This is a genomic window from Micromonospora coerulea, from assembly GCF_016598485.1.
Lineage (GTDB): Bacteria > Actinomycetota > Actinomycetes > Mycobacteriales > Micromonosporaceae > Micromonospora > Micromonospora coerulea.
The window spans coordinates 146,665-169,942 of the sequence record NZ_JAEMUW010000001.1 but is presented as its reverse complement, the minus strand read 5'-3'; the positions used below and the strand labels follow the sequence as shown (position 1 = coordinate 169,942).

Sequence of the window (23,278 nt, the reverse complement as noted above, 5' to 3'; positions counted from 1 at the left end):
GTCGGTCCCGGGCACTGTAGGCAGCGGGTACGACAGCCGTCAGTCGAGGGTCGCGACCCGCTGCGCCCAGTCGCCGCCGACCGGCTCCAGGGTCACCACCCGGGTGTCGTCGTCGCGCCGGTCGAGGCGCACCCGCAGGTGGGCGTCGACCAGCTGCTCGACCATCCCCTCGCCCCACTCGACCACGGTCACCGCCTCGTCCACCGAGGCGTCCAGGTCCAGGTCGTCGATCTCGGCGCGCGGGTCCGCCGACTCCCCCAGCCGGTACGCGTCGGCGTGCACCAGCGCCACCGTGCCGCCCCGGGCCGGATCCGGCCGGTGCACCCGGGCGATCACGAAGGTCGGCGAGGTGATGCCGCCGCGTACCCCGAGGCCGGCGCCGATGCCCTGGGTCAGCGCGGTCTTGCCGGCACCCAGCGGGCCGCTGAGCAGCACCAGGTCGCCCGCGCGCAGCACGCCGGCCAGCCGGCGGCCGAACTCGTGGGTGTCGTCCACCGTCTTCAGCTCGACGACGACGGTCACAACCCCTCCAAGAACCGCTCCATCGCCGCGTTGACCTCGTCGGCGTGCTCCAGCATCACCACGTGCCCACTGTCCTGGATCTTGACGAACTGGGCGTGCGGCAGGCGCCGGACGATCTCCTCGGAGTGGGTCACGGGGGTGATCATGTCCTTGTCCCCCACGATCACCAGCACCGGCGTGCCGGCCAGCGCCGCCAGCGCCGGGAACCGGGAGTGGGTGGCCAGGGTCCGCAGGTAGCGGGTCACGGTGTCGGCCGAGGTCCGCGAGTTCATCCTCTCCACGTACGAGACCAGGGCCGGGCTGGGCTTCGGGGTGCCGAAGCCGTATTTGCGGGTCAGCAGCCAGGAGACGTTCGTGGTCGACTTCCGCGCCTTGTCGATCACCGTGCCGCCGTACCGGGTGGCGTTGCTCACCATGTAGAGCACCGGCCCGCTGACCCGGCCGATCAGCGCGGGCGCCACCAGCTTGGTCTCCGCGAGCAGGCCGCCCGAGGTGGCCATCAGCACCGTGCCGACCACCCGGTCGCCGAACATCTCCGGGTAGAGCTCGGCGAGCGCCATGATGGTCATCCCGCCCATCGAGTGGCCGACCAGCACCAGCGGCCCCTCCGGCGCGGTCTCGTCGATCACCCGGCGCAGCGTGCGGCCCAGCGCGGCCAGGTCGTACTCGCCGCTCTCCAGCCGGCCGGAGCGCCCGTGCCCCGGCTGGTCGTACGCGACGACCCGGTAGTCGCCCCGCTCGGCGAGCATCTTGCGCTGGAAGTGGAAGGTCCCCATGTCCAGGCAGAAGCCGTGCACCAGGAGCACGGTCGGATGGCCGGCGACCGGTCGGGTGGGCTCGACCACCTCGACGTGGATGTCTGTGCCGTCCGGCATCTCGAACCGGTACGACTCGTCGTACCGCAGCTGTTCGAAGACCTCATGCGCGTACGGATCGGTGGGGTCGGACTTGAGCCGGCGGACCAGGACCCGCTCGCTCACCACGCCCGCGGCGAGCCCGGCGGCGGCAACGCCGACGGCGGCGCCGACCACGCCGGCGACCTTGCCGGCCGCGGTCCGGGGCCGGGGAATGCGGAACCGGGGTGACGAGCTCACGGCCGCTCGCCGTCGTAGACGCGGGGCACCCGCACGCCGCCGAACCGGGTCACGATCTCGTAGTTGATGGTGCCGACCGCGTCGGCCCAGTCGTCGGCGGTCGGCTCGCCGTCCGCGCCGCTGCCGAAGAGCGTCGCCACGTCGCCCGCGGCGATCTCGTCGTCGCCGCAGTCCAGCACGAACTGGTCCATGCAGACCCGGCCGGAGATGGTGCGGCGCTTGCCGCCGAGCTGCACCGGACCGGTGTTGGAGGCGTGCCTCGGCACCCCGTCGGCGTAGCCGAGCGGCACCACGGCCAGGTTCGCCTCCCGCTCCGTCAGGTAGGTGTGGCCGTAGGAGACGCCGGTGCCGGCCGGCACCCGCTTGGTCAGCATCACCCGGGCCCGGGCGGTCATCGCCGGGCGCAACCCGTACCGCTCACCCGCGACCGGGGAGAGGCCGTAGCTCGCCAGCCCCGGGCGGACCAGGTCGAAGTGGGTGTCCGGGCGGGTCAGCGTGGCGGCCGAGTTCGCCAGGTGCCGGTAGCGCGGGCGCAGCCCGGCCCGCTCGACCATGGCCAGCCCCTCGTGGAAGACGGCCAACTGCCGGTCGGTGGTGGGGTGGCCGGGCGAGTCGGCGTACACGAAGTGGCTCCACACCCCGACCACCTCGACCAGGCCGTCGGCCTGTGCCTTCGCCGCGGCCTCCAGCAGGGTGGGCCAGTCGGCGACGGTGGCCCCGCCCCGGGACAGCCCGGTGTCGATCTTCAGGTGCACCCGGGCCGGGCGTTCGGCCCGCCGGCTCGCCTCGATCATCTCGTCGAGCTGCGGCAGGCTCGCGCAACCGAGGTCCACCCCGACGGCGACCCCGTCGTGCAGCGGCAGCCCCGGGCTGAGCAGCCAGGCCAGCACCGGTGCGCTGATGCCCTCCCGGCGCAGGCTCAGCGCCTCGTCCAGGGTGCAGACGCCGAGCCAGTCGGCACCCGCGTCGAGCGCGGCCCGAGCGGACGGGACCATGCCGTGGCCGTACCCGTCGGCCTTCACCACCGCCATCAGCTCGGCGCTGGTGCCCGATTTCAGCCGGGTCACGTTCTCCCGGATCGCGTCCAGGTCGACGCGTACCTCCGACTGCCACATGTCCCCAGCCTACTTCCGCCGGTGATCACGCCGGGTCGCAGCCGCACGGTCGGACCGCCGGACGCGGCCCGGCCCGCCGGTCAGGGCAGCCGGGCCAGCACCGGGCGCAGCGCGGTGGCCACGTCCGGCGCGGTCACCGGCCCGCTCCGGGCCGCCTCCCGGCCGGCCAGCCCGTGCAGGTACGCCGCCGCGGCGGCCGCCCGGTCCGCCGGCAGCCCCGCCGCGAGCAGCGAGCCGAGCAGCCCGGCCAGCACGTCGCCGGTGCCGCCGGTGGCCAGCACGGGGGTGCCGGTCGGATTCACGTACGCCCGGCCGTCCGGCGTACCGATGATCGTGCGATCCCCCTTGAGCAGCACCACCGCGTTCATCCAGGCGGCCAGCCGCAGGGCGGCCGACACCCGGTCCGCGCCCGGGGTCTCGCCGCAGAGCCGGGCGTACTCCCGGTCGTGCGGGGTGACCACGATCGGGGCGTCCCGGTCGCGCAGCCGGTCGGCGAGCTTGCCGTCCACCAGCAGGGTGAGCGCGTCCGCGTCGAGCACCACCGGCACCGGCGCCGACAGCACCGCGCGCAGCTCGGCGGCGGAGTCGTCGCCGGTGCCCAGCCCGGAGCCACAGATCCAGGCCTGCACCCGGCCGGCGTCCGCGACCCGGCCGGTGGCGATCACCGACGGGTGCTGGTGCAGCACCTCGGCCCGGGCCCCGCCGGCGTAGCGCACCATGCCGGTCGGCCCGGCCAGCGCCCCGCCGACCGAGAGCACCGCCGCCCCCGGATACGTCGCCGAGCCGGTCGCCACCCCCACCACGCCCCGGGCGTACTTCTCCGAGGACGCGCCGAGCCGCGGCCACCACTCGACGACGTCCGACCATTCGGTGACCCGCAGCGCCGGCGACCCGCGCAGCCAGGGGCGCAGCCCGATGTCGACCAGCTCGACGTGCCCGGCCAGCTCGGCGGCCGGCCCGACCACCAGCGCGGGCTTCAGCGCGCCGAAGGCCACCGTCACGTCGGCCCGCACCGCGCTCGGCCGGCCGGACGCGGTCAGCGGGACGTGCCCGGTGTCCACGGCGACGCCGCTCGGCACGTCCACCGCCACCACGGTGGCCCGGTCGCCGTCCCGCCCGCAGTGCCGGACCAGGCTCGCCGCCAACTGGTCGGCGGTCTCTCGCAGCCCACCGGTGCCACCGATCCCGACGATGCCGTCGAGCACCAGGTCGACCACCGCCGGCGGCCGGTCGACCAGGCGCCCACCGGCGGCCCGGAGCGCGGCCAGCCCTTCGGCGTGCGCCCGGCCGGGGGTGAGCAGCAGGGCCGAGACGGCCGCCCCGCGCCGGGCCAGGCGCGCGCCCGCGTACAGGGTGTCGCCGCCGTTGTCACCGGCGCCGACCAGCAGCAGCACCTGGGCGGCGTAGACCCCGCCCCGGTCTTCGAGGAGCAGCGCGCAGCGGCGGGCCAGCCCGGCGGCGGCCCGCTGCATCAGCGTCCCGGGCGGGAGGGTGGCCATCAGGCCCGCCTCCGCCGCGCGTACGTCCCCGACCCGCCACACCGGTTCCATGCCACCCCGTCCCCTCGACGGCGGGCCGGCCGGCCCGCCGGTCAGCTCACCGTTCCGCCACCACCATCGCCGACGCGATGCCGCCGTCGTGCGACAACGACAGATGCCAGCGGTTGATCCCGCGCTCGGCCGCGGCGGCGGCCACCGTGCCGGAGACGGTCAGCCACGGCCGGCCGTCCGGGTCGGGCACGATCTCGCAGTCGTGCCAGCTCAGCCCGGCGGGGGCGCCGAGCGCCTTGGCCACCGCCTCCTTGGCCGCGAAGCGGGCGGCCATCGACTCCGGCGAGCGCGGGTTGCCCGAGCGGGTGTAGCGCTCGGCCTCGGTGAAGAGCCGGTCGGCGAGCAGCGGCGTCCGCGCGAGGGCCCGGGCGAACCGGTCCACCAGCACGACGTCGATGCCGACAGCCACGATCACGGCACACACCCTACCGGCGGCCGGGGTCGCAGATTAGCCACCGGCTCCGCGGTGGGCAACGCCTGTGCACAACCCGGGGGTACGGCCACCGCCCGTCGTCCACAGGGCCGACGTACCCGCCGCCGGGCCACCTAGCGTCGCCCCCGTAGTCCGCCGACCCGGGCCCGCCGCCCGGGTCGGCCGTCGATCCGCCGCCGACGTCCCGCGCCGACGGCGGCCGAGCCCGGGGGTCCACCGATGACCGAGGAGCCGTTCACCGTCCAGCCCGCGCTGCTCCGCGCGGTCGCCCGGGCACTGGGCGACGACGGGTACGCGCTGGCGCACGGGGTGGCCGGGGCGCCGGGGCTGCTGCCGACGGCCGACGGCTGGCGGACCGGCGTGACGCTGGCCGAGCTGGAGTCGGCGGTGCACCGCTGGTGCGGGGCGCTGGCGGCCCGGGTGGCGGCCACCGCCGACGCGGTCGGACTCGCCGCGGCGGGCTACGAGGCGGTCGACGACCGGGCCGCCCGCCGCCTGGCCGGGGTGCCCCGATGAGCCACCGTCCCGGGCGTCCGGCGGCCCGGCACGCCGCCTCGCCGGCGCTACCCGCCGCGCCGTCGGTGGGCGGGCCCGCACCGTCGGTGGGCGGGCCCGGTGCGCCGGAGCCGGTCGGGTACGCCCAGCTCTGGTCCGCGGACCCGGCCGCCTGGGCCGGTGCCGGGGCGGCCTGGCGCGGGCTGGCCGGCCCGGTGCGGCGGCGGGCCGACGCCCTGGACGCCCGGGTGGCCACCCTCCGCCCCGCCTGGTCCGGCGCGGCCGGCGACGCAGCGCGGGCGCGGGTCACGGCGCTGCGCGGCGAGCTGACCGAGGTGCTGCCCGCGCTGATCGAGGTCGACCAGGTGCTCGCCGAGTTCGCCGCCCGGCTCGGCGCGGCGAAGGCCCGGCTGGCCGCCGCCGTGGCCCGCGCCGACCAGGGCCGGCTGCTGGTCGACCGGTCGGGCCGGGTGCGGGCCGACCCGGCCGTGCCGCGTCCCGCCGACCGGGTCGGGCCGACGGTGGCCCAGGTGGCGGCGGCGGTGCGCGAGGCGTTGGCGCTGGCCGGGGCGGCGGACCGGGAGGCGGCCGGCCGGCTGGCCGAATTGTCGGCGGCGGCCCGGGCGGGCTGGGTGCGCGTCCCGCCCGCCTGGCGGCCGTCGGGCGGTGCCGGTCCGGCCGAGGTGGGGCGCTGGTGGGCGGGGTTGACGCCGGCCGAGCGCCGCTGGCTGGTGATCCACGAGCCGGCCCTGGTCGGTCGCCTCGACGGGGTGCCGGTGTCGGCGCGGGACCAGGCCAACCGGCTGCTGCTGGCCGGCCGGCAGGCGGCCCTGCTGGCCCGCGAGCGGGCGCTGCTGGCTCGGGTGCCACGGGGTCCGCTGGAGCTGGCCGCGCTGGCCCGGGTGGCGGCGGCCCGCCGCGGGCTGGACGGGCTCGCCGAGCGGTTGGCAAGGTCGGCGCCGCCCCGGGCGTACCTGCTCGGGCTCGACCCGGCCGGCGACGGGCGGGCGATCGTGGCGCTGGGCAATCCGGACCGGGCGGGCGCGGTGCTGACGTACGTGCCGGGGATGACCGCCGACCTGGCCGACGCGCCGGGCGAGCTGGGCCGCGCGGCCCGGGTGCTGGACCGCTGCGCGGCGCTCGCCCCTACCGAGCAGACGGCGGCGGTGCTCTGGCTCGACTACGACGCCCCGGACTTCCTGCCCGAGGCGGCGCGGGGCGGGCAGGCCCGGGACGCGGGGCCGGCGCTGCACCGGTTCTCCGAGGGGCTGCGCGCCTCGCACGAGGGGCCGCCGGCCCGGCACACCGTGCTCGGGCACAGCTACGGGTCGGTGGTGGTGGGCACGGCCGCCCGCGATCACGGGTTGGCTGCCGACGCGCTGGTCTTCGTGGGCTCGCCCGGGGTGGGGGTGGCGCACGCCGCCGAGCTGCGGATGCCGGCCGGCCAGGTGTGGGCGAGCACCGCGCCGGACGACGTGATCCGGCTGGCCCGGCCCCCCGACGAGCTGGCCCGCCGGGCGGTGCTCGGCGCCACGCCGCTCGGCGCAGCGGCGGCGCTGCTCCATTCGGGCGACCACGAGTTGTGGTTCGGGCATGACCCGAGCGATCCGGGTTTCGGCGGCCGGCGCTTCCCCAGCGGCCGGTACGGCCACACCGGCTACTGGGAGCCCGGCAACCCGGCGCTCGACGGGATGGCCCGGATCGTGCTCGGCCGGTGATCAGGGGCGGCAGGTCGGAAGACGGCGGAACCCCCTGGCCGTGGGCGGCGCAGGGGGCTCCGGATGCCGGGCGGGCCCGGTCGGTTACTCGACGGTGACCGACTTGGCCAGGTTGCGCGGCTGGTCGACGTCGTGCCCGCGGGCCGCGGCGATCTCGGCGGCGAGCACCTGGAGCGGCACGGTGGTCACCAGCGGGGCCAGCAGCGTCGGCGTCCGCGGCACGTAGATCAGGTGGTCGGCGTAGCGGACCACCGCCTCGTCGCCCTCCTCCGCGATCACGATGGTCCGGGCGCCCCGGGCGCGGACCTCCTGGATGTTGGAGACGACCTTGTCGTGCAGCATGCCCCGGCCGACCGGCGACGGGACCACGCAGATCACCGGGGTGCCCTGGTCGATCAGCGCGATCGGGCCGTGCTTCAGCTCACCGGCGGCGAAGCCCTCGGCGTGCATGTACGCCAGCTCCTTGAGCTTCAGCGCGCCCTCCAGTGCCACCGGGTAGCCGACGTGCCGGCCGATGAAGAGCACGGTCGGCTCGGACTTCAGCTCGCGGGCCAGCTCGCGGACCGGCTCGATCCGGTCGAGCAGCTCGCGCAGCTTGCCCGGCATCTCCTGGAGCTGGGCCACCACCGCGCCGACCTCGTCGGCGAACTTGATTCCGCGGACCTGGGCCAGGTGCAGGCCGATCAGGTAGCAGGCGACGAGCTGGGTCAGGAACGCCTTGGTGGAGGCGACGGCGATCTCCGGGCCACCGTGGGTGTAGAGCACGGCGTCGGACTCGCGCGGGATCGTGGAGCCGTTGGTGTTGCAGATGGCCAGCACCCGGGCCTTCTGCTCCTTGGCGTGCCGCAGCGCCATCAGGGTGTCCATGGTCTCGCCGGACTGCGAGATCACCACGATCAGCGTGGACCGGTCGAGGACCGGGTCGCGGTACCGGAACTCGCTGGCCAGCTCCACCTCGCAGGGGATCCGGGTCCAGTGCTCGATGGCGTACTTGGCGACCAGACCGGAGTGGTACGCGGTGCCGCAGGCGACGATGAAGATCTTGTCGACGTCGCGCAGGTCCTGCTCGCTGAGGCGGACCTCGTCGAGGGCGATCTCGCCGGTCTCGGTGAGCCGGCCGAGCAGCGTGTCGGCGATCGCCTGCGGCTGCTCCTCGATCTCCTTGAGCATGAACCAGTCGTAGCCGCCCTTCTCGGCGGCCGAGGCGTCCCAGTCGATGTGGAAGTCCTTGCCGGTGGCGGGCTGCCCGGCGAAGTCGGTGATCTCGATGCTGTCCGTGGTGATCAGGACGATCTGGTCCTGGCCCAGCTCGACCGCGTCCCGGGTGTGCTCGATGAACGCCGCCACGTCGCTGGCCAGGAAGTTCTCGCCGTCGCCGCGACCGACCACCAGCGGCGAGTTGCGCCGGGCGCCGACCACCGCGCCGGGGATGCCGGCGTCGACGGCGAGCAGGGTGAAGGCGCCCTCCAGCCGCTGGCAGACCACCCGCATGGCGGAGGCGAGCAGCTGCGGGCTGTCCACCTCACCGGCCGCGCGCAGGTCGGCCAGCGCGGCGGAGAGCAGGTGCGCGGCGCACTCGGTGTCCGTGTCGCTGGTGAACTCGACGCCGTCGGCCTCCAGCTCGGTGCGGAGCTTGGCGAAGTTCTCGATGATGCCGTTGTGGATCACGGCGACCCGGCCGTCGGGGGCCAGGTGCGGGTGGGCGTTGCGGTCGGTCGGACCGCCGTGGGTGGCCCAGCGGGTGTGGCCGATGCCGGTGGTGCCGTCACCGATGCCGATCGGGCTGGCGGCGCAGTCGGCCGGGTTGCTGGCGGCCCGCTCGGAGAGGACCTTCTCCAGGTTGGCCAGCTTGCCGGCCTTCTTCTCGGTCAGCAGCTCGTCGTCGCAGACGATGGCGACGCCGGCCGAGTCGTAGCCGCGGTACTCCAGCCGCCGCAGACCGTCGAGCACGATGCCGAGCGCCGGGCGCGCGCCGGCGTAACCCACGATTCCACACATGGCCCCGAGCCTAACCCAGTTTCGCTCATCGCGCGTGCTCGGAAGTGCGGTAATCGATCACTGAATTTGAGCGTTCAGGTGAACACCACCGAAGGATCGGACATACCACCCGGCCCCGTCCAGGTCACCGGCGGGTGCGGCGGGCCACGTAGATTCAGGCTTCCACGCCGGGGCGACGACCGATCCCCGGCACGCCGCCGGCCGCGGCCGCCTCCGCGGCCCGTCCCCTGCGAGCGGAGCTGATGTCCGAAGCAACGCCACCCCCCGACCGACAGTGGTCGACGGGCGCGGTCCCGCCCGACCCGGCGGCCGCGCCCGAGCCGTGGGTGCAGCCGGACCGGCCGGCCCCGGCGCCGTCCAGGCCGGGGCCCGATCCCTGGCTGCCGCCGACCGGGGTGGCCCAGCCCGCGCCCGGGTCTCCCGCCCCCCTCGCGGAACCCGCCGAACCCGCCGGACGCCGACGCGGCCGGGACGGCAGGACGACCACCATCGTCCTCTCGGTGTTCGCCGCCGTCGTGCTGGCGGTCTGCGGGTTCCTCGGCGTCGCCGGGCTCCTCGTCAACCTGCCGGCCCACCCGTTCGGCGAGCCGAGGGCCGCCGAGCCGCGGCAGGAGGAGCCGACCACCGCGGACGAGTCCGAGGACCCGGACGCGGAGGCGGACCAGGGCGGGCCGCCGGCAGCGGACCCGACGCCCACCCGGAAGCCCGCCGCCACGCCGTCCAGCGGGCCGGGCCGGTTCCTCGTCGCGTACGAGGTGACCGGTCAGGGGCCGGCCAACATCCTGTACTACGACGCGGACGGCTTTCCCGTAGAACTCCACGGCGTACGGCTGCCCTGGCGTACGAAGATCAGCACCGACGACCCCGGCCGGGCGTCCGTGTGGGCGAACAAGGGCGACGACAAGGGCGGGCGCACCATCGCCTGCGCGATGACGGTGAGCGGTGGCCGGCCCGTCACCGAGTCGGCCGACGACCACGCCTGGCGGGTCAGTTGCGGCGGCTGACGGCGGACTTGAGGTGTCCCGCCCGGGCCGTAGGCTGACGCAGGTGACGACACTCCCCGATGTCGACCCGCTGGTGGCCCGGATGCGGCCGTTCGGCACGACCATCTTCGCCGAGATGTCCGCGCTCGCCGTGCGTACCGGCGCGGTCAACCTCGGCCAGGGGTTCCCCGACACCGACGGCCCGCCGGAGATGCTGGCCGCGGCCGCCGAGGCGCTGTGCTCCGGCCACAACCAGTACCCGCCGGGCCCCGGGATCCCGGCGCTGCGCGCGGCCGTCGCCGACCATCAGCGCCGGTTCTGGGGGCTGGCGTACGACCCGGACGGCGAGATCGTGGTGACGGCCGGCGCCACCGAGGCGATCGCCGCCAGCATCCTCGCCCTCTGTGAGCCGGGCGACGAGGTGGTCTGCTTCGAGCCGTACTACGACTCGTACGCCGCCTCGATCGCGCTGGCTGGCGCGGCCCGCCGCCCGGTCACACTGCGCCCGGCCGCCGACGGCCGGTACGCCTTCGACCCGGCGGAGCTGCGCGCCGCGTTCGGCCCGCGGACCCGGCTGGTGCTGCTGAACTCACCGCACAACCCGACCGGCAAGGTGTTCACCCCCGACGAGCTGGCGCTGGTCGCCGAGCTGTGCCACGAGCACGACGCCTACGCGGTCACCGACGAGGTGTACGAGCACCTGGTCTTCCCGGACGCCGCCGCGCCGCACGTGCCGCTGGCCACGCTGCCCGGGATGCGGGAGCGCACGCTGCGGATCTCCTCGGCCGGCAAGACCTTCTCCTGCACCGGCTGGAAGGTCGGCTGGGTGAGCGGGCCGGCGCCGCTGGTCTCCGCCGTGCTGCGGGTCAAGCAGTTCCTCACCTTCGTCAACGCCGGCCCGCTGCAACCGGCGGTGGCGGTGGCGCTGGCCCTGCCGGACACCTACTTCGCCGACTTCGCCGACGGCATGCGGCGGCGGCGCGACCAGCTCGTCGCCGGGCTCACCGACGCGGGCTTCGCGGTGTACGCCCCGGAGGGGACGTACTTCGTCACCGCCGACGTCACGCCGCTGGGCGGCCGGGACGGGGTGGAGTTCTGCCGGTCGCTGCCCGAGCGGTGCGGCGTGGTGGCGGTGCCCACCCAGGTCTTCTACGACGACCCGGAGGCGGGCCGGAGGCTGGTCCGGTTCGCGTTCTGCAAGCGCCCGGAGGTGCTGACCCAGGCGGTCACCCGGCTGCGCCGACTGAAGGAGCCCCGATGACCGACGCGTACGTCGACCGGATCCGCCGGGTGACGGCGCTGCGCGGCTGCGACACCGTGCTCTCCGGGATCCGGCCGGCCTCGGTCGCCGAGCAGCTCGACACGATCCGGGCCGCCGTCCCCGACGACCTGCTGCCGGACATCTACGGCGAGGGCGGCGCGGTGGAGGCGGTGGAACGCCGGGTCGCCGGGCTGCTGGGCACGGAGGCCGCCGTCTTCTTCCCCACCGGCACCATGGCCCAGCAGCTCGCGATGCGCTACGGCACGGAGGTGACCGGCCGCAGCGCGGTCGGCCTGCACCCGCTGAGCCACCCGCTGGTGCACGAGCGGGACGCGTACGCGATGCTCGGCGGGCTGCGGGCGGTGCTCACCACGCAGGCCCCGCGCAACCCGACGGCGGAGGAGGTGGACGCGCTCGACGAACCGATCGGCACCCTGCTGCTCGAACTGCCGCTGCGCGACGCCGGCTTCGTGCTGCCGACCTGGGACGAGCTGGTGGCGGTGGTCGCGGCGGCCCGCGGCCGGGGGGCGCGGGTGCACCTCGACGGCGCCCGGCTCTGGGAGTCCACCGTCCACCTCGGTCGGTCCCTGGCCGAGGTCGCCGGCCTCGCCGACAGCGTCTACGTCTCCTTCTACAAGTCCCTCGGCGGCCACTCCGGTGCCGCGCTGGCCGGCTCCGCCGACCTGGCCCGCTACGCCCGGGCCTGGCGGCACCGCTACGGCGGCAACGTGTTCCAGCAGTGGCCGGCGGCCCTCGCCGCGCTCGCCGGCCTGGACCGGGAGCTGCCCCGGCTGGCCGGCCACGTGGCGCACGCGAAGGAGGTGGCCGCGGTGCTGGCCACCCTGCCCGGCGCCCGGGTGCATCCGGCGCCGCCGCACACCCACCAGTTCCGCCTCTGGCTGCCGCATCCGGCCCGCGCGTTGAACGACGCCAACCTCGCCCTCGCAGCGGAGGAGAAGGCGTGGTTCGTCGGCGGCTGGCAGGACACCGACGTGCCGGGCCTGGCCATGGCCGAGGTGACGGTGGCCGGCCCGGCGGGCGAGTTGGACGCCGCGCAGGTGGTCGCGCTGGCCGAGCGGTTCCTGCACCGGGTCCAGGCCGCCTGAACCACCCGCGAGCCGACAGGATCTGGATCCCCAGCCGTTCGACCAACTGTTAGGCGGCGGGCGGAACGGGGTACCCCCGCCGGTCAGCCCGTCGCCCGGATCGGGCCGGGCCGCCGGTCGGCAGCCTCGGGCCGGCCCGCCTGAAGCGTGTCGAGCAGTGCGCCGCCATCGGCGAGCAGCACCGCCTCGGCGTCGTCGACGAAGGCGAGATCCGCCTCGACGTGCCGGCTCGCCGCGGTGAGCAGCAGACCGACCACGGGATCCTCGGTGCGGCGGCGCAACCCGTCGAGGTTGCACAGCTCGCGCATCAGGTGCCCGCGCTGGTTGCCGAGCACCGTCCGGACGGTGGCCGGCTGCCCGGAGCGGGCCGCGGCGGTGACCTTGAGGAAGAAGTCGTCCCGGAAGCCGCCGCTGCGGGGGCTGGGCTCGCCGAGCCACCGGTCGAGCTCGGCCCGGCCCGCCTGGGTGATCTCGTAGACCACCCGGTCGGGCTTCACCGCCTGGGCCTGCCGCTCGGCGACCACCAGGCCGTCCCGTCTCCCTGAGTGTGCGAGGCCCGGACACCATGGCCGCCGTCGCGACGGTGCTGCTCGGCGCCGCCGCCGTCGCCGACGTGCTCTACCTCAACATCCGGGACCGGGCCGCGGAGCTGGCGACGCTGCGCGCGATCGGCTGGACCGACGCCGCGCTGGGCCGGCTGATCGGGTACGAGGGGCTCACCCTCGGTCTGCTCGGCGCGCTCTCCGGGGCGGCGCTGGGGCTGGCCGGGGCGGCCTGGCTGGTCGGCGACCTCCCGGCCGCGCTGGTGCTGGTCGCCGCCCTGGTGGCGGCAACCGGTGTGCTGGTCACCTGCGTCGCCGCGCTGGTGCCGGCCGCGCTGCTGCGGCGGATCCCGACGGCACGACTACTGGCAGAGGAGTAACGATGGAGTCAACGGGGGGCAGCACGGTCCGGATCTCCGGGCTGGTCCGGCAGTTCCGCACGGGCGCCGAGCGACTGACCGCGATCGACGACGTGACGCTGGACGTCGCCGCCGGGTCGGTGGTGGCGCTGACCGGGGCGAGCGGCTCCGGCAGCTCCGGCAAGTCCACGCTGCTGCACATGATCGGCGCCATCGAACATGCCGACCAGGGCACCGTGACGGTGGACGACGTGGAGGTCACCGGCCTGCGTCGGGCCGCCCTCGCCCGCTACCGGCAGCGGGTCGGGTTCGTCTTCCAGCGCTACCACCTGCTGCCCGCGCTGACCGTGCTGGACAACGTGATCGCACCGGTGCTGCCGCGGCGCGGCCGGGACGACCACGTCACCCGCGCCCGGGAGCTGCTCGACGCGGTCGGCCTCGCTGGGCGGGAGCGGGCCCTGCCGGCACAGCTCTCCGGCGGCCAGCAGCAGCGGGTCGGCATCGCCCGGGCGCTGATGGGCGCGCCCGGGCTGCTGCTGGCCGATGAACCCACCGGCAACCTCGACTCGACCACCGGCGCCCAGATCCTCGACCTGCTGCTGGACCTGCGCGACCGGCACGGCATGACGATCCTGCTGGCCACCCACGAACGGTCCATCGCTGCCAGGTGCGACCGGCTGGTCCGGCTCGGCGACGGACGGGTCGTGGAGGACGTCGACCTCACCGACGGCGAGGACCCCGCCGACACCTTCGACCGGGCCGCCCGCCTGCGCCTCTGAACGGCGGGATGCCCGGCCGCGACTTCGAGCGCGCGGCCGGGCCGACCTGTCAGGCGGTCGGGCTGGCGGCGCGGACCTGCTCGGCGATGCGCTCGGCCACCTCGCGGGCCGTCGCCTCGGTGGCCGCCTCGACCATCACCCGAACCAGCGGCTCGGTGCCCGACGGGCGCAGCAGCACCCGGCCGGTCTCGCCCAGCTCGGCCTCGGCCCGCTCCACCTCGGCGCGGACGGCCGGCGCGGCGGCGCCCACGGTGCGGTCGCCCACCGGCACGTTGATCAGCACCTGGGGCAGCTTGGTCACCACGGAGCCCAGTTCGGCCAGCGACTTGCCGGTGGCGGCCATCCGGGACATCAGGTGCAGCCCGGTCAGCACGCCGTCGCCGGTGGTGGCGAACGCCGGCATGACGATGTGGCCGCTCTGCTCCCCGCCCAGCGCCAGGCCCGAGGCGCGCAGCTCCTCCAGCACGTAGCGGTCGCCGACCTTGGTCTCGACCAGCCGGATGCCCTGCGCGGACATCGCCAGCCGCAGGCCGAGGTTGCTCATCACGGTGGCGACCAGGGTGTCCTGGGTCAGCTCGCCCGCCTCGCGCATGGCCAGCGCGAGGATCGCCATCAGCTGGTCGCCGTCGACCTCCTCGCCGTCGGCGGTGACCGCGACGCACCGGTCGGCGTCGCCGTCGTGCGCGATCCCCAGGTGCGCGCCGTGCTCGACCACGGCGGCGCGGAGCGCGTCGATGTGGTTGGAGCCGCAGTCGTCGTTGATGTTGAGCCCGTCCGGCTCGGCGTGGATGGCGATCACCTCGGCGCCCGCCTCCCGGTACGCCACTGGGGCGACCTCGGCGGCGGCGCCGTTCGCGCAGTCCACCACGACCTTGATGCCCTCGAGGCGGTGCGGCACCGTGCCGACGAGGTGCTGGACGTAGTGGTCGGCACCGTCGAGCAGGTCGTGCACCCGGCCGACGCCGGCCCCGATCGGCCGGTCCCACGCCGTGGTGGCGTTCGCCTCGACCGCCGCCTCGATCCGCATCTCGATCTCGTCCGGCAGCTTGTGCCCGCCGGCGGCGAAGAGCTTGATCCCGTTGTCGGGCATCGGGTTGTGCGACGCGGAGAGCATCACGCCCAGGTCGGCCTTCGCCTCCGCGGTGAGGAACGCCACCGCGGGGGTGGGCAGCACGCCGACCCGGACCACGTTGGCGCCGGCGCTGGTGAGACCGGCCACCACGGCCGCCTCCAGCATCTCGCCGCTGGCCCGGGTGTCCCGGCCCACCACGGCGAGCGGCGGATGGCTCCTGTCCGTCTCGGCGAGCGTGTGGGCGGCGGCCACCGCCACCGCGAGCGCCAACTCCGGGGTGAGATCTGCGTTCGCCCGCCCGCGAACGCCGTCCGTGCCGAACAACCGGCCCATACCCGCCAACCTCCGATGTAACGGTCCCAGGGGAAAGGCGAACGGCCGGGCCACCTCCCGTTCGGGGAGGCGGACCCGGCCGTCCGTCAGAAGTACAACGTGCTGGTGGTGATCAGCGCTTCGAGTACTGAGGAGCCTTGCGGGCCTTCTTGAGGCCGTACTTCTTGCTCTCCTTGACCCGGGCGTCACGGGTCAGGAAGCCGGCCTTCTTCAGGGCCGGGCGGTCGTCCGGCTCGTTGACGATCAGCGCCCGGGCGATGGCCAGCCGCAGCGCACCGGCCTGGCCGGTGGTGCCGCCGCCCCGCAGGTTGGCGATGACGTCGAACGCCTCGGGCTTCTCGGCGGTGACCAGCGGGTCCTTGATGAGCTGCTGGTGCACCTTGCTCGGGAAGTAGGCCTCAAGGTCCCGGCCGTTGCAGGTGATCTTGCCGCTGCCGGGGACGATGCGCACCCGGACGATGGCCTCCTTGCGCCGACCCACGGTCTGGATCGGGCGGTCACCGCGGGGCGCGCGGGCGACGGGCGCCGGCGCCTCGGCGGCCTCGGGGGCAACCTCGGTCTCGGTGATGTCGGTCATGCTGCTTCCTTCGCCCGCGCTCACTGCGCGATCTGCTTGATCTCGAACGGCACCGGCTGCTGCGCGCCGTGCGGGTGCTCGGCACCGGCGTAGACCTTCAGCTTCTTGATCAGCTGACGGCCGAGCTTGTTGTGCGGGAGCATGCCCTTCACGGCCAGCTCGACGGCCCGCTCGGGACGCTTGGTCAGCAGCTCGTCGTAGCCGACCTGCTTCAGACCACCCGGGTAACCCGAGTGGCGGTAGGCGACCTTGGTCTGCCGCTTGTTGCCGGTCAGCGCCACCTTGCCCGCGTTCACGATGACGACGAAGTCGCCCGTGTCGACGTGCGGCGCGAAAGTCGGCTTGTGCTTGCCGCGCAGCAGCGTGGCGGCGTGGGTGGCCAGGCGGCCCAGCACGACATCAGAGGCGTCGATAACGTGCCACTGACGCTCGATCTCACCCGGCTTCGGGCTGTACGTACGCACAGGTCTACCTTGTCTCGTCGTCGGTCTGGGGTCGCGCGCCGAGATGACCAGGCGCGCACGAACGACCAAGCGTACCTGATGCGGCACGCCTCTGGATGTCGTACAACAGCAGGCAACGTTACCCGCCGCCCGGTCGGCAGGTCAAAACGGGGGGTCACCCCAGCGCGGCTCGCGACATGCCGATGGTACAGGTCACACGCCGGCCAGCCGGCGCGGCCCCGGCCGCAGGTAGACCGCCCAGGTCACCAGGAAGCAGAGCGCGTACCAGCCGATGAAGGCCAGGTAGGCGGCGTCCGCGTTCCCGGAGGTCAGGAACGACTGCCGGAAGGCGACGTTGACCAGCACGCCGCCGGAGGCGCCGACCGCACCGGCGATGCCGATCAGCGCCCCGGAGAGCCGGCGGGCCCGCCGGTCGGCCGCCTCCCGGTCGCCGGTCAGCTCCGCCTCGGCGCGGGCCCGGGCGCGGAAGATCGCCGGGATCATCTTGTACGTCGACCCGTTGCCGACGCCCGAGAAGACGAAGAGCGAGAGGAACCCGGTCAGGTAGAGCGGCAACGACCGCTCCCGGGCCGCGTACAGCACCAGGCCGGCACCGGCCGCCATGGCGACGAAGTTCCAGAAGGTCACCCGGGCCCCGCCGAGCCGGTCCGCGAGCTGACCGCCGAGCGGCCGGATCAGCGAGCCGATCAGCGGCCCGAGGAAGGTCAGCCAGGCGGCGTCCACCGGGGTGGGGAACCGGTCGTGGAACTGGAGCTGGAGCACCTGGCCGAAGGCGAAGCCGAAGCCGATGAACGAGCCGAAGGTGCCGATGTAGAGCAGCGACATCACCCAGGTATGCGGGTCCCGGGCGGCCTCGCGCAGGGCGCCGGGCTCGTTGCGGGCACCGGGGATGTTGTCCAGCCAGCGCGCCGCGGCCAGCGCCGCCAGCACGATCAGCGGCAGGTAGACCGCGGGCACCAGGCGGGGGTACGCGGCCCCGGCGGTGGCCAGCACCGCCAGCCCGACCAGCTGCACCGCCGGTACGCCGAGGTTGCCGCCGCCGGCGTTGAGCCCCAGCGCCCGCCCCTTGAGCCGGTCCGGATAGAAGAGGTTGATGTTCGCCATCGAGGAGGCGAAGTTGCCCCCGCCCACCCCGGTCAGGCAGGCCAGCACCATCAGCGTGGCGTACGACACCCCGGGTTCGAGCAGCAGCGCCATCGGCACCGCCGGCACCAGCAGCAGCAGCGCGCTGACGATGGTCCAGTTCCGGCCGCCGAACCGGGCCACCGCCAGGGTGTACGGCAGCCGCAGCACCGCGCCCAGCGCGGCCGGCACGGCGGTGAGCAGGAACTTCCCGGCGGGGTCTATGCCGTACGCGGGGCCGAGGAAGAGCACCATCACCGACCAGAGGCTCCACACCGAGAAGCCGACGTGTTCGGCGAAGATCGAGACGTACAGGTTGCGGCGGGCGATCGGGGCGCCGGTCGTACGCCAGAATTCCGGGTCCTCGGGGCGCCAGTCGGTGATCGGCCGTCGGTGCCCGGCGGCGGCCGGGGTCCGGGTGGCGGCGGGGGCGAGTGTGCTCACGGCGGCTCCTCCTCGTCGTTGCGACGAGGGGGACGCTAGGAACACGGGGTTTCCCCGCGGTGCCCGTCGGGGGTCGTTCCGGAAACGGGAATCGCACGTCGCCCCGGGGCCGGTGGTGAGGCGGTCAGATCTCCTGCAGGATGCGCAGCGCCCGGCCGACCCGCTGCATGGTCTCCGTGTCGGCCACGTCCACGCACTCGGTGAACCACTTCTTCATCGGCGAGGAGAGCCGGTCGGGCATCACCACCCAGCGGCCCATCGTCACCGCGAGGGGCGAGTCGCGCAGCAGCGACTCGTCGACCACCTCGGCCACCATCACGATGGGCACGTCGGTGGAGTTGTAGACGTCGGAGCTGATCACCAGTCCGAGGCGTTCCCGGGCGCCGTCGATGCGCCAGATCTCTCCCCTACGCAGCACGCGGGCGTCCGCCGAAGAGCACGTCGTCGACCATGGCGACCTCGTGGGCGTCGGCGAGTGCGGCGGACTCCAGGTCGAGCCCGGCGCGACCGACGGCGGCGGCGTGCGCGGTGAAGACCTCGCGCAGCGCCTTCTCCCGGGCGGCCTGGTCCATCCAGGCGGAGAGCGACAGCCCCTCGCGCTTGGCGAACCGGCGTGCCTCCTCGATCGTCTCGTCGGAGAACGAGAGCGTCACCTTGGCAGTCATGCCGCCCAGACTACCGTTCGGTATGACCGGCGGTCATCCCCGGCGGGCCGCCCGCCCGCGTCCCCGCGCAAGAACGCCCACCGCCGACATTCCCGGCGAGACCGTCCGCCGGGACGCACCGACGTCACCAGGTCTGCTGCGGCCCGGACGAGCTGTCAGGCCGCCCGGCCACCGAAGACGGCGAAGCGCCACTCCTTGAAGAAGCAGTCCACGTCGACCAGCCCCGCCTCGGTGAGCCAGCCGCACTGATCGGCCACCGGCGCCGGGCGGTCGTGCCGCATCCGCTCCCGGGCGGCGGCGATCTCGGTCGCGTCCGAGCCCAGCTCGGTGATCCGAGCGGTCCAGACCTCGTCGTAACGGCGATCCAGGGCCGGCGTCGGGCCGGCCACCTGCTCGGCGTTGACGAACACCCCGCCGGGGACGAGGGCCGCCACGGCACGCCGGTAGAGGGCCCGCTTGCCGGCGTCGGTCAGGTGGTGGATGGCGAGCGCGGAAACCACCGCGTCGTACCGCCCGGGCGGCAGCGGGTCGGCGAGGTCGGCGCGGACCACCCGGTGCGGCACGCCCCGGGCGCGGAGCTGGTCGGCGGCCACCGCGAGCATCGCGGGCGCGGCGTCGACCAGGGTCAGCCGGACCCCGGGCACGGCGGCGGCGAGCAGCAGGGAGAGCAGGCCGGTGCCCGCGCCGAGGTCCAGCACCTCCGGGGTACGCCCCGCCGCCAGCGCCGCCCGCAGCGGCGGGGCGGCGGCCTCGACCGTGGTGCCGTAGAAGGCGTCGAAGCAGGGCACCAGCCGTCGCCGGGCCTCGTCGTAGCTGCCCGCCACGGCGTCGAAGGCGTCCGCCACGGTCATGCCGGCCTCCCGAAATGTAGGATCGTTGTCCCATATTCTAAACCGTGAGGTCCGGCCCGGTGGTCCCGTCCGGTGTGAGGCGCTCTTGACAGGACCGAAACAGAAGGGACCCGGACCGGAAACCGCCCGGCGGCACGCTTTGCCGGCATGACAGACGGTGCACGGCTGGCGACACGACCGGGGGTCGCCCCCCGCGAGGCGGCCACCCACTGCCCGTACTGCGCCCTCCAGTGCGGGATGGTGCTGCGGGAGGCGCGGGGCCGGATCGAGGTGCTGCCCCGGGAGTTCCCCACCAACCGTGGCGGGCTCTGCCAGAAGGGCTGGACCGCCGCCGAGCTGCTGGACCACCCCGAGCGCCTGACCACGCCCCTGCTGCGTGACCCGGCCAGCGGCGAACTGCGCCCGGCCAGTTGGGACGCCGTGCTCGACCGGGTGGCGGCCGGCATCCGCACCGTCCAGGGCGGACACGGCCGGGACGCGGTGGCCGTCTTCGGCGGCGGCGGGCTGACCAACGAGAAGGCGTACGCCCTGGGCAAGTTCGCCCGGGTGGCGCTGCGCACCCGGCACATCGACTACAACGGCCGCTGGTGCATGTCCTCGGCGGCGGCGGCCGGCATCCGGTCCCTCGGCGTCGACCGGGGGCTGCCCTTCCCCCTGGCGGATCTCGGCCGCGCGGAGACCCTGCTGCTGGTCGGCGCCAACCCGGCGGAGACCATGCCGCCGCTGATGCGCCACCTGGCCGACCAACGGGAACGCGGCGGCCGGCTGATCGTGATCGACCCCCGGGTCACCGCGACCGCCCGTCAGGCCGACCTGCACCTGCAGCCGCTGCCCGGCACCGACCTGGCGGTGGCCAACGCGCTGCTGCACATCGCCCTCACCGAGGGCTTCATCGACCGCGACTACGTGGCCGCCCGCACCGACGGCTTCGACGCCGTCCGTCGCACCGTCGCCGGCTGCTGGCCCGCCGAGGTGGAACGCCTCTCCGGGGTGCCGGTCGCCGACCTGGAGGCGACCGCCCGGGCGCTCGGCACCGCCGGCAGCGCGATCATCCTCACCGCCCGGGGCGCCGAGCAGCACGCCAAGGGCGTCGACACGGTCACCGCCTTCATCAACCTGGCGCTCGCCCTCGGCCTGCCCGGCCGCCCCGGTTCCGGGTACGGCTGCCTCACCGGGCAGGGCAACGGCCAGGGCGGCCGGGAACACGGGCAGAAGGCCGACCAGCTCCCCGGGTACCGCCGGATCGACGACCCGGCCGCCCGGGAGCACGTCGCGCGGGTCTGGGGCGTACCGGCCGACGACCTGCCCGGGCCGGGAGTGCCGGCGTACCGGCTGCTGGACTCCCTCGGCACACCGGACGGCCCGCGGGCGCTGCTGGTCTTCGGCTCCAACCCGGTGGTGTCGGCCCCCCGGGCGGCCCGGATCGAGTCCCGGCTGCGCGACCTGGACCTGCTGGTCGTCGCCGACTTCCTGCGCTCGGAGACGGCGGAGCTGGCCGACGTGGTGCTACCGGTCGCCCAGTGGGCCGAGGAGGACGGCACGATGACCAACCTGGAGGGTCGGGTGCTGCGCCGCCGGGCGCTGCGCGAACCGCCCCCCGGCGTCCGCACCGACCTGGCGGTCCTCGCCGACCTCGCCACCCGGCTCGCCGCGCCGGTGGAGTTCCCGACCGACCCGCGGACCGTCTTCGCCGAGCTGCGCCGGGCCTCCGCCGGCGGGCCGGCCGACTACGCCGGCGTGACGTGGGAGCGGATCGACGCCGACACCGGCGTCTTCTGGCCCTGCCCCGACCCGGCCGGCCCGGACAGCCCCCGGCTCTTCGCCGGCCGGTTCCCCACCCCGGACGGGCGGGCCCGGTTCCACCCGGTGACGCACCGGCCGGCGGCCGAGGAGGTCAGCGCCGACTACCCGCTGCACCTCACCACCGGGCGGGTCCTCGCGCAGTACCAGTCCGGCACCCAGACCCGGCGGGTCGGCGCGCTGCGCCGCGCCGCACCCGGCGCCTTCGTCGAGCTGCACCCCGACCTGGCCGCCCGGCTCGGCGTCGCCGACGGCGACGAGGTCCGGGTCGTCTCGCGCCGCGGCGAGCTGCGCGCCCCCGCCCGGGTCACCCCGACGATCCGGCCGGACACCGTCTTCGCGCCGTTCCACTGGGCCGGCGCCGCCCGGGCCAACTCGGTCACCAACGACGCCGTCGACCCGGTCTCCGGGATGCCCGAATTCAAGATCTGTGCGGTACGGGTGGAGAGGGTCGAATCGTGAGCGAGCGGGTCGTGATCGTCGGGTACGGCATGGCCGGGTCGCGGCTCGCCGCCGAGCTGCACGCCCGGGACGGGGATCGCAAGGTCACCGTGCTCGGGGCGGAGCCGCACCGGGCGTACAACCGGATCATGCTCTCCACCCTGCTGGCCGGGAAGATCGCCGAGCCGGACGTGGAGCTGGCCGAGGTCGCCGGACAGGGCGTGGACGTGCGGACCGGCGTGGCGGTCACCGCGATCGACCGCGCCAACCGGGTGGTACGCACCGACGACGGCGACGGACACCGCTACGACCACCTGGTCCTGGCCACCGGCAGCCGGGCGCTGGTGCCGCCGCTGCCCGGCCTGGACCCGCTGCCGGAGCGGGTGGTGCCGTTCCGGACGCTGGACGACTGCCGGCGCATCCTGGCGGCCGCCCAGGGCGCCCGCAGCGCCCTGGTCCTCGGCGGCGGGCTGCTCGGCCTGGAGGCGGCCCGCGGGCTGGCCGCGCGCGGGCTGGCCGTGACCGTGGTGCACGCCACCGGCTGGCTGATGGAGCGGCAGCTCGACCCGGCGGCCGGGGCGGTGCTCGCCGGCACCCTCGAGGGGCTCGGCGTGCGGACCGTGCTGGCGGTCCCGGCGACCGGGGTGGCCGCCGACGGCAGCGGGGTGCGCCTCGACCTGGCCGACGGCCGGTCCCTCACCGCCGACCTGCTGGTCCTCTCCTGCGGGGTGCGCCCCGACACCACGCTGGCCGCCGCCGCCGGGCTGGCCGTCGAGCGGGGTGTGGTGGTGGACGACCGGATGCGCACCAGCGACCGGCGGATCTCGGCGATCGGCGACTGCGTCCAGCACGACGGCACGCTGACCGGACTGGTCGCCCCGGCCTGGGCGCAGGCGCGGGTGCTGGCGCAGGTGCTGACCGGGGACGACCCGCTGGCCCGCTACCGGCCCCGGCCGGTGGTGACCCGGCTCAAGGCGGCCGGCATCGACCTGGCGGCGATGGGCGACGCGGTCGACGGTCCGGCGCCCGACGGGCCGCCGGTGGAGGAGCTCACCTTCGCCGACCCGGCCCGGGGGACGTACGCCCGGCTGCGGATCCGCGACGAGCGGCTGACCGGGGCGATCCTGCTCGGCGACAACCCGGCGGTCGGCACCGTGGTGCAGCTGTTCGACCGGGGCGCCCCGGTGCCGGCGGACCGGCGGTCGCTGCTGCTGGGCCGGGCGTTCGGCACGGTGCCGGCCGCGCCCGCCGCGTCCCCGGCACTGATGCCGGACGCGGCCACGGTCTGCCAGTGCAACGACGTCAGCAAGGGAGCACTGGTGGCCTGCTGGCGCTCCGGCGCCCGGACGGTCGAGGCGCTCTCCGGGGCGACCCGGGCCGGCACCGGCTGCGGCGGTTGCCGCGACGCGCTCGCCGGCATCGTCGACTGGCTCGCCGGGGCGGAACCGGCGGAGGCGACGCGATGACGGCCGGCGGTGCGCGCCCGGGAGCCGGCGGGAGCGACGCGCTGGCCGGCGGTGACCCGGTGCGGGCCGGCGGAGGTGACGGGATGGG

Annotated in this window: 23 protein-coding genes; 9 read left to right on the top strand and 14 right to left on the bottom strand. The window is 75.2% G+C overall.

Annotated elements, in window-relative coordinates; all coding sequences use genetic code 11:
• Positions 1 to 39: 39 nt before the first annotated feature.
• The 5 genes from tsaE to I8N68_RS00845 form a co-directional block, all read right to left on the bottom strand.
• A complete protein-coding gene (gene tsaE, locus I8N68_RS00865) occupies positions 40 to 522 on the bottom strand; it encodes a tRNA (adenosine(37)-N6)-threonylcarbamoyltransferase complex ATPase subunit type 1 TsaE (protein ID WP_200206363.1) in 483 nt (160 codons plus the stop codon).
• A complete protein-coding gene (locus I8N68_RS00860; RefSeq protein ID WP_200206354.1) occupies positions 519 to 1,616 on the bottom strand; it encodes an alpha/beta fold hydrolase in 1,098 nt (365 codons plus the stop codon). The genes tsaE and I8N68_RS00860 overlap by 4 nt, the downstream gene beginning before the upstream one ends.
• Positions 1,613 to 2,731, bottom strand: coding sequence for an alanine racemase (gene alr, locus I8N68_RS00855; protein WP_200206352.1), 1,119 nt, complete (start codon positions 2,729 to 2,731; stop codon positions 1,613 to 1,615). The genes I8N68_RS00860 and alr overlap by 4 nt, the downstream gene beginning before the upstream one ends.
• Positions 2,732 to 2,811: 80 nt before the next feature.
• Entirely contained in the window at positions 2,812 to 4,281 is a 1,470-nt protein-coding gene (locus I8N68_RS00850) for an NAD(P)H-hydrate dehydratase (RefSeq protein ID WP_200206350.1), read from the bottom strand.
• 46 nt (positions 4,282 to 4,327) lie between these two features.
• The gene (locus tag I8N68_RS00845) at positions 4,328 to 4,696 is read right to left on the bottom strand and encodes a holo-ACP synthase (protein ID WP_200206348.1); all 369 of its coding nucleotides are present in this window, start codon (positions 4,694 to 4,696) and stop codon (positions 4,328 to 4,330) included.
• Positions 4,697 to 4,933: 237 nt separating this feature from the next.
• On the opposite strand from I8N68_RS00845, the gene I8N68_RS00840 reads away from it, so the two are divergent.
• Together I8N68_RS00840 and I8N68_RS00835 are read left to right on the top strand one after the other, a co-directional pair.
• The gene (locus tag I8N68_RS00840; protein ID WP_200206346.1) at positions 4,934 to 5,230 is read left to right on the top strand and encodes a hypothetical protein; all 297 of its coding nucleotides are present in this window, start codon (positions 4,934 to 4,936) and stop codon (positions 5,228 to 5,230) included.
• Positions 5,227 to 6,927, top strand: a complete 1,701-nt coding sequence (locus I8N68_RS00835; protein WP_200206344.1) for an alpha/beta hydrolase — start codon at positions 5,227 to 5,229, stop codon at positions 6,925 to 6,927. The genes I8N68_RS00840 and I8N68_RS00835 overlap by 4 nt, the downstream gene beginning before the upstream one ends.
• Before the next feature lie 84 nt (positions 6,928 to 7,011).
• Here I8N68_RS00835 and glmS read toward each other — a convergent pair whose 3' ends face one another.
• On the bottom strand, positions 7,012 to 8,925 hold the full coding sequence (gene glmS, locus I8N68_RS00830; RefSeq protein WP_200206342.1) for a glutamine--fructose-6-phosphate transaminase (isomerizing): 1,914 nt from the start codon (positions 8,923 to 8,925) through the stop codon (positions 7,012 to 7,014).
• A gap of 500 nt (positions 8,926 to 9,425) precedes the next feature.
• Here glmS and I8N68_RS00825 point away from each other — a divergent pair, with 500 nt between their 5' ends.
• The 3 genes from I8N68_RS00825 to I8N68_RS00815 are packed head-to-tail and all read left to right on the top strand — an operon-like array spanning position 9,426 to position 12,275.
• Positions 9,426 to 9,929 carry an MmpS family transport accessory protein gene (locus tag I8N68_RS00825; RefSeq protein WP_200206340.1) on the top strand — a complete coding sequence of 168 codons (504 nt, stop codon included), beginning with the start codon at positions 9,426 to 9,428 and terminating at the stop codon, positions 9,927 to 9,929.
• A 43-nt stretch (positions 9,930 to 9,972) separates the two neighbouring features.
• Complete coding sequence (locus tag I8N68_RS00820) at positions 9,973 to 11,169, top strand: pyridoxal phosphate-dependent aminotransferase (protein ID WP_307812444.1); 1,197 nt, start codon at positions 9,973 to 9,975, stop codon at positions 11,167 to 11,169.
• Positions 11,166 to 12,275 carry a threonine aldolase family protein gene (locus I8N68_RS00815; protein ID WP_200206338.1) on the top strand — a complete coding sequence of 370 codons (1,110 nt, stop codon included), beginning with the start codon at positions 11,166 to 11,168 and terminating at the stop codon, positions 12,273 to 12,275. Before I8N68_RS00820 ends, I8N68_RS00815 begins: the two co-directional genes overlap by 4 nt.
• Before the next feature lie 83 nt (positions 12,276 to 12,358).
• Here the strand turns inward: I8N68_RS00815 and I8N68_RS00810 are convergent, their stop codons facing one another.
• The gene (locus I8N68_RS00810) at positions 12,359 to 12,799 is read right to left on the bottom strand and encodes a hypothetical protein (protein ID WP_200206337.1); all 441 of its coding nucleotides are present in this window, start codon (positions 12,797 to 12,799) and stop codon (positions 12,359 to 12,361) included.
• Positions 12,800 to 12,840: 41 nt separating this feature from the next.
• Between I8N68_RS00810 and I8N68_RS00805 the strand changes: the two genes are divergently transcribed.
• Positions 12,841 to 13,197 carry an FtsX-like permease family protein gene (locus I8N68_RS00805; protein WP_200206334.1) on the top strand — a complete coding sequence of 119 codons (357 nt, stop codon included), beginning with the start codon at positions 12,841 to 12,843 and terminating at the stop codon, positions 13,195 to 13,197.
• A 2-nt stretch (positions 13,198 to 13,199) separates the two neighbouring features.
• Positions 13,200 to 13,955 carry an ABC transporter ATP-binding protein gene (locus I8N68_RS00800; protein ID WP_200206332.1) on the top strand — a complete coding sequence of 252 codons (756 nt, stop codon included), beginning with the start codon at positions 13,200 to 13,202 and terminating at the stop codon, positions 13,953 to 13,955.
• Positions 13,956 to 14,004: 49 nt separating this feature from the next.
• Here I8N68_RS00800 and glmM read toward each other — a convergent pair whose 3' ends face one another.
• The 7 genes from glmM to I8N68_RS00765 all read right to left on the bottom strand — a co-directional run bounded on the left by glmM (position 14,005) and on the right by I8N68_RS00765 (position 19,483).
• Positions 14,005 to 15,360: a phosphoglucosamine mutase gene (gene glmM, locus I8N68_RS00795; protein ID WP_200206330.1), complete on the bottom strand. Its 1,356-nt coding sequence runs from the start codon at positions 15,358 to 15,360 to the stop codon at positions 14,005 to 14,007.
• 112 nt (positions 15,361 to 15,472) lie between these two features.
• Positions 15,473 to 15,937 (bottom strand): 30S ribosomal protein S9, encoded by a 465-nt coding sequence (gene rpsI, locus I8N68_RS00790; protein WP_089012546.1) that lies wholly within the window; start codon positions 15,935 to 15,937, stop codon positions 15,473 to 15,475.
• Positions 15,938 to 15,957: 20 nt separating this feature from the next.
• A complete protein-coding gene (rplM, locus tag I8N68_RS00785) occupies positions 15,958 to 16,401 on the bottom strand; it encodes a 50S ribosomal protein L13 (protein ID WP_200206329.1) in 444 nt (147 codons plus the stop codon).
• 192 nt (positions 16,402 to 16,593) lie between these two features.
• Positions 16,594 to 17,967 (bottom strand): MFS transporter, encoded by a 1,374-nt coding sequence (locus tag I8N68_RS00780; RefSeq protein WP_307812441.1) that lies wholly within the window; start codon positions 17,965 to 17,967, stop codon positions 16,594 to 16,596.
• 124 nt (positions 17,968 to 18,091) lie between these two features.
• The gene (locus tag I8N68_RS00775; protein WP_200206327.1) at positions 18,092 to 18,385 is read right to left on the bottom strand and encodes a type II toxin-antitoxin system PemK/MazF family toxin; all 294 of its coding nucleotides are present in this window, start codon (positions 18,383 to 18,385) and stop codon (positions 18,092 to 18,094) included.
• Positions 18,375 to 18,632 carry a DUF6364 family protein gene (locus I8N68_RS00770; protein WP_130340046.1) on the bottom strand — a complete coding sequence of 86 codons (258 nt, stop codon included), beginning with the start codon at positions 18,630 to 18,632 and terminating at the stop codon, positions 18,375 to 18,377. Before I8N68_RS00770 ends, I8N68_RS00775 begins: the two co-directional genes overlap by 11 nt.
• 155 nt (positions 18,633 to 18,787) lie before the next feature.
• Positions 18,788 to 19,483, bottom strand: coding sequence for a class I SAM-dependent methyltransferase (locus I8N68_RS00765; RefSeq protein ID WP_200206326.1), 696 nt, complete (start codon positions 19,481 to 19,483; stop codon positions 18,788 to 18,790).
• Between the two features lie 147 nt (positions 19,484 to 19,630).
• On the opposite strand from I8N68_RS00765, the gene I8N68_RS00760 reads away from it, so the two are divergent.
• Together I8N68_RS00760 and I8N68_RS00755 are read left to right on the top strand one after the other, a co-directional pair.
• Complete coding sequence (locus I8N68_RS00760; RefSeq protein ID WP_200206325.1) at positions 19,631 to 21,745, top strand: molybdopterin oxidoreductase family protein; 2,115 nt, start codon at positions 19,631 to 19,633, stop codon at positions 21,743 to 21,745.
• Complete coding sequence (locus tag I8N68_RS00755) at positions 21,742 to 23,190, top strand: FAD-dependent oxidoreductase (RefSeq protein WP_200206324.1); 1,449 nt, start codon at positions 21,742 to 21,744, stop codon at positions 23,188 to 23,190. The genes I8N68_RS00760 and I8N68_RS00755 overlap by 4 nt, the downstream gene beginning before the upstream one ends.
• Positions 23,191 to 23,278 lie beyond the last annotated feature (88 nt).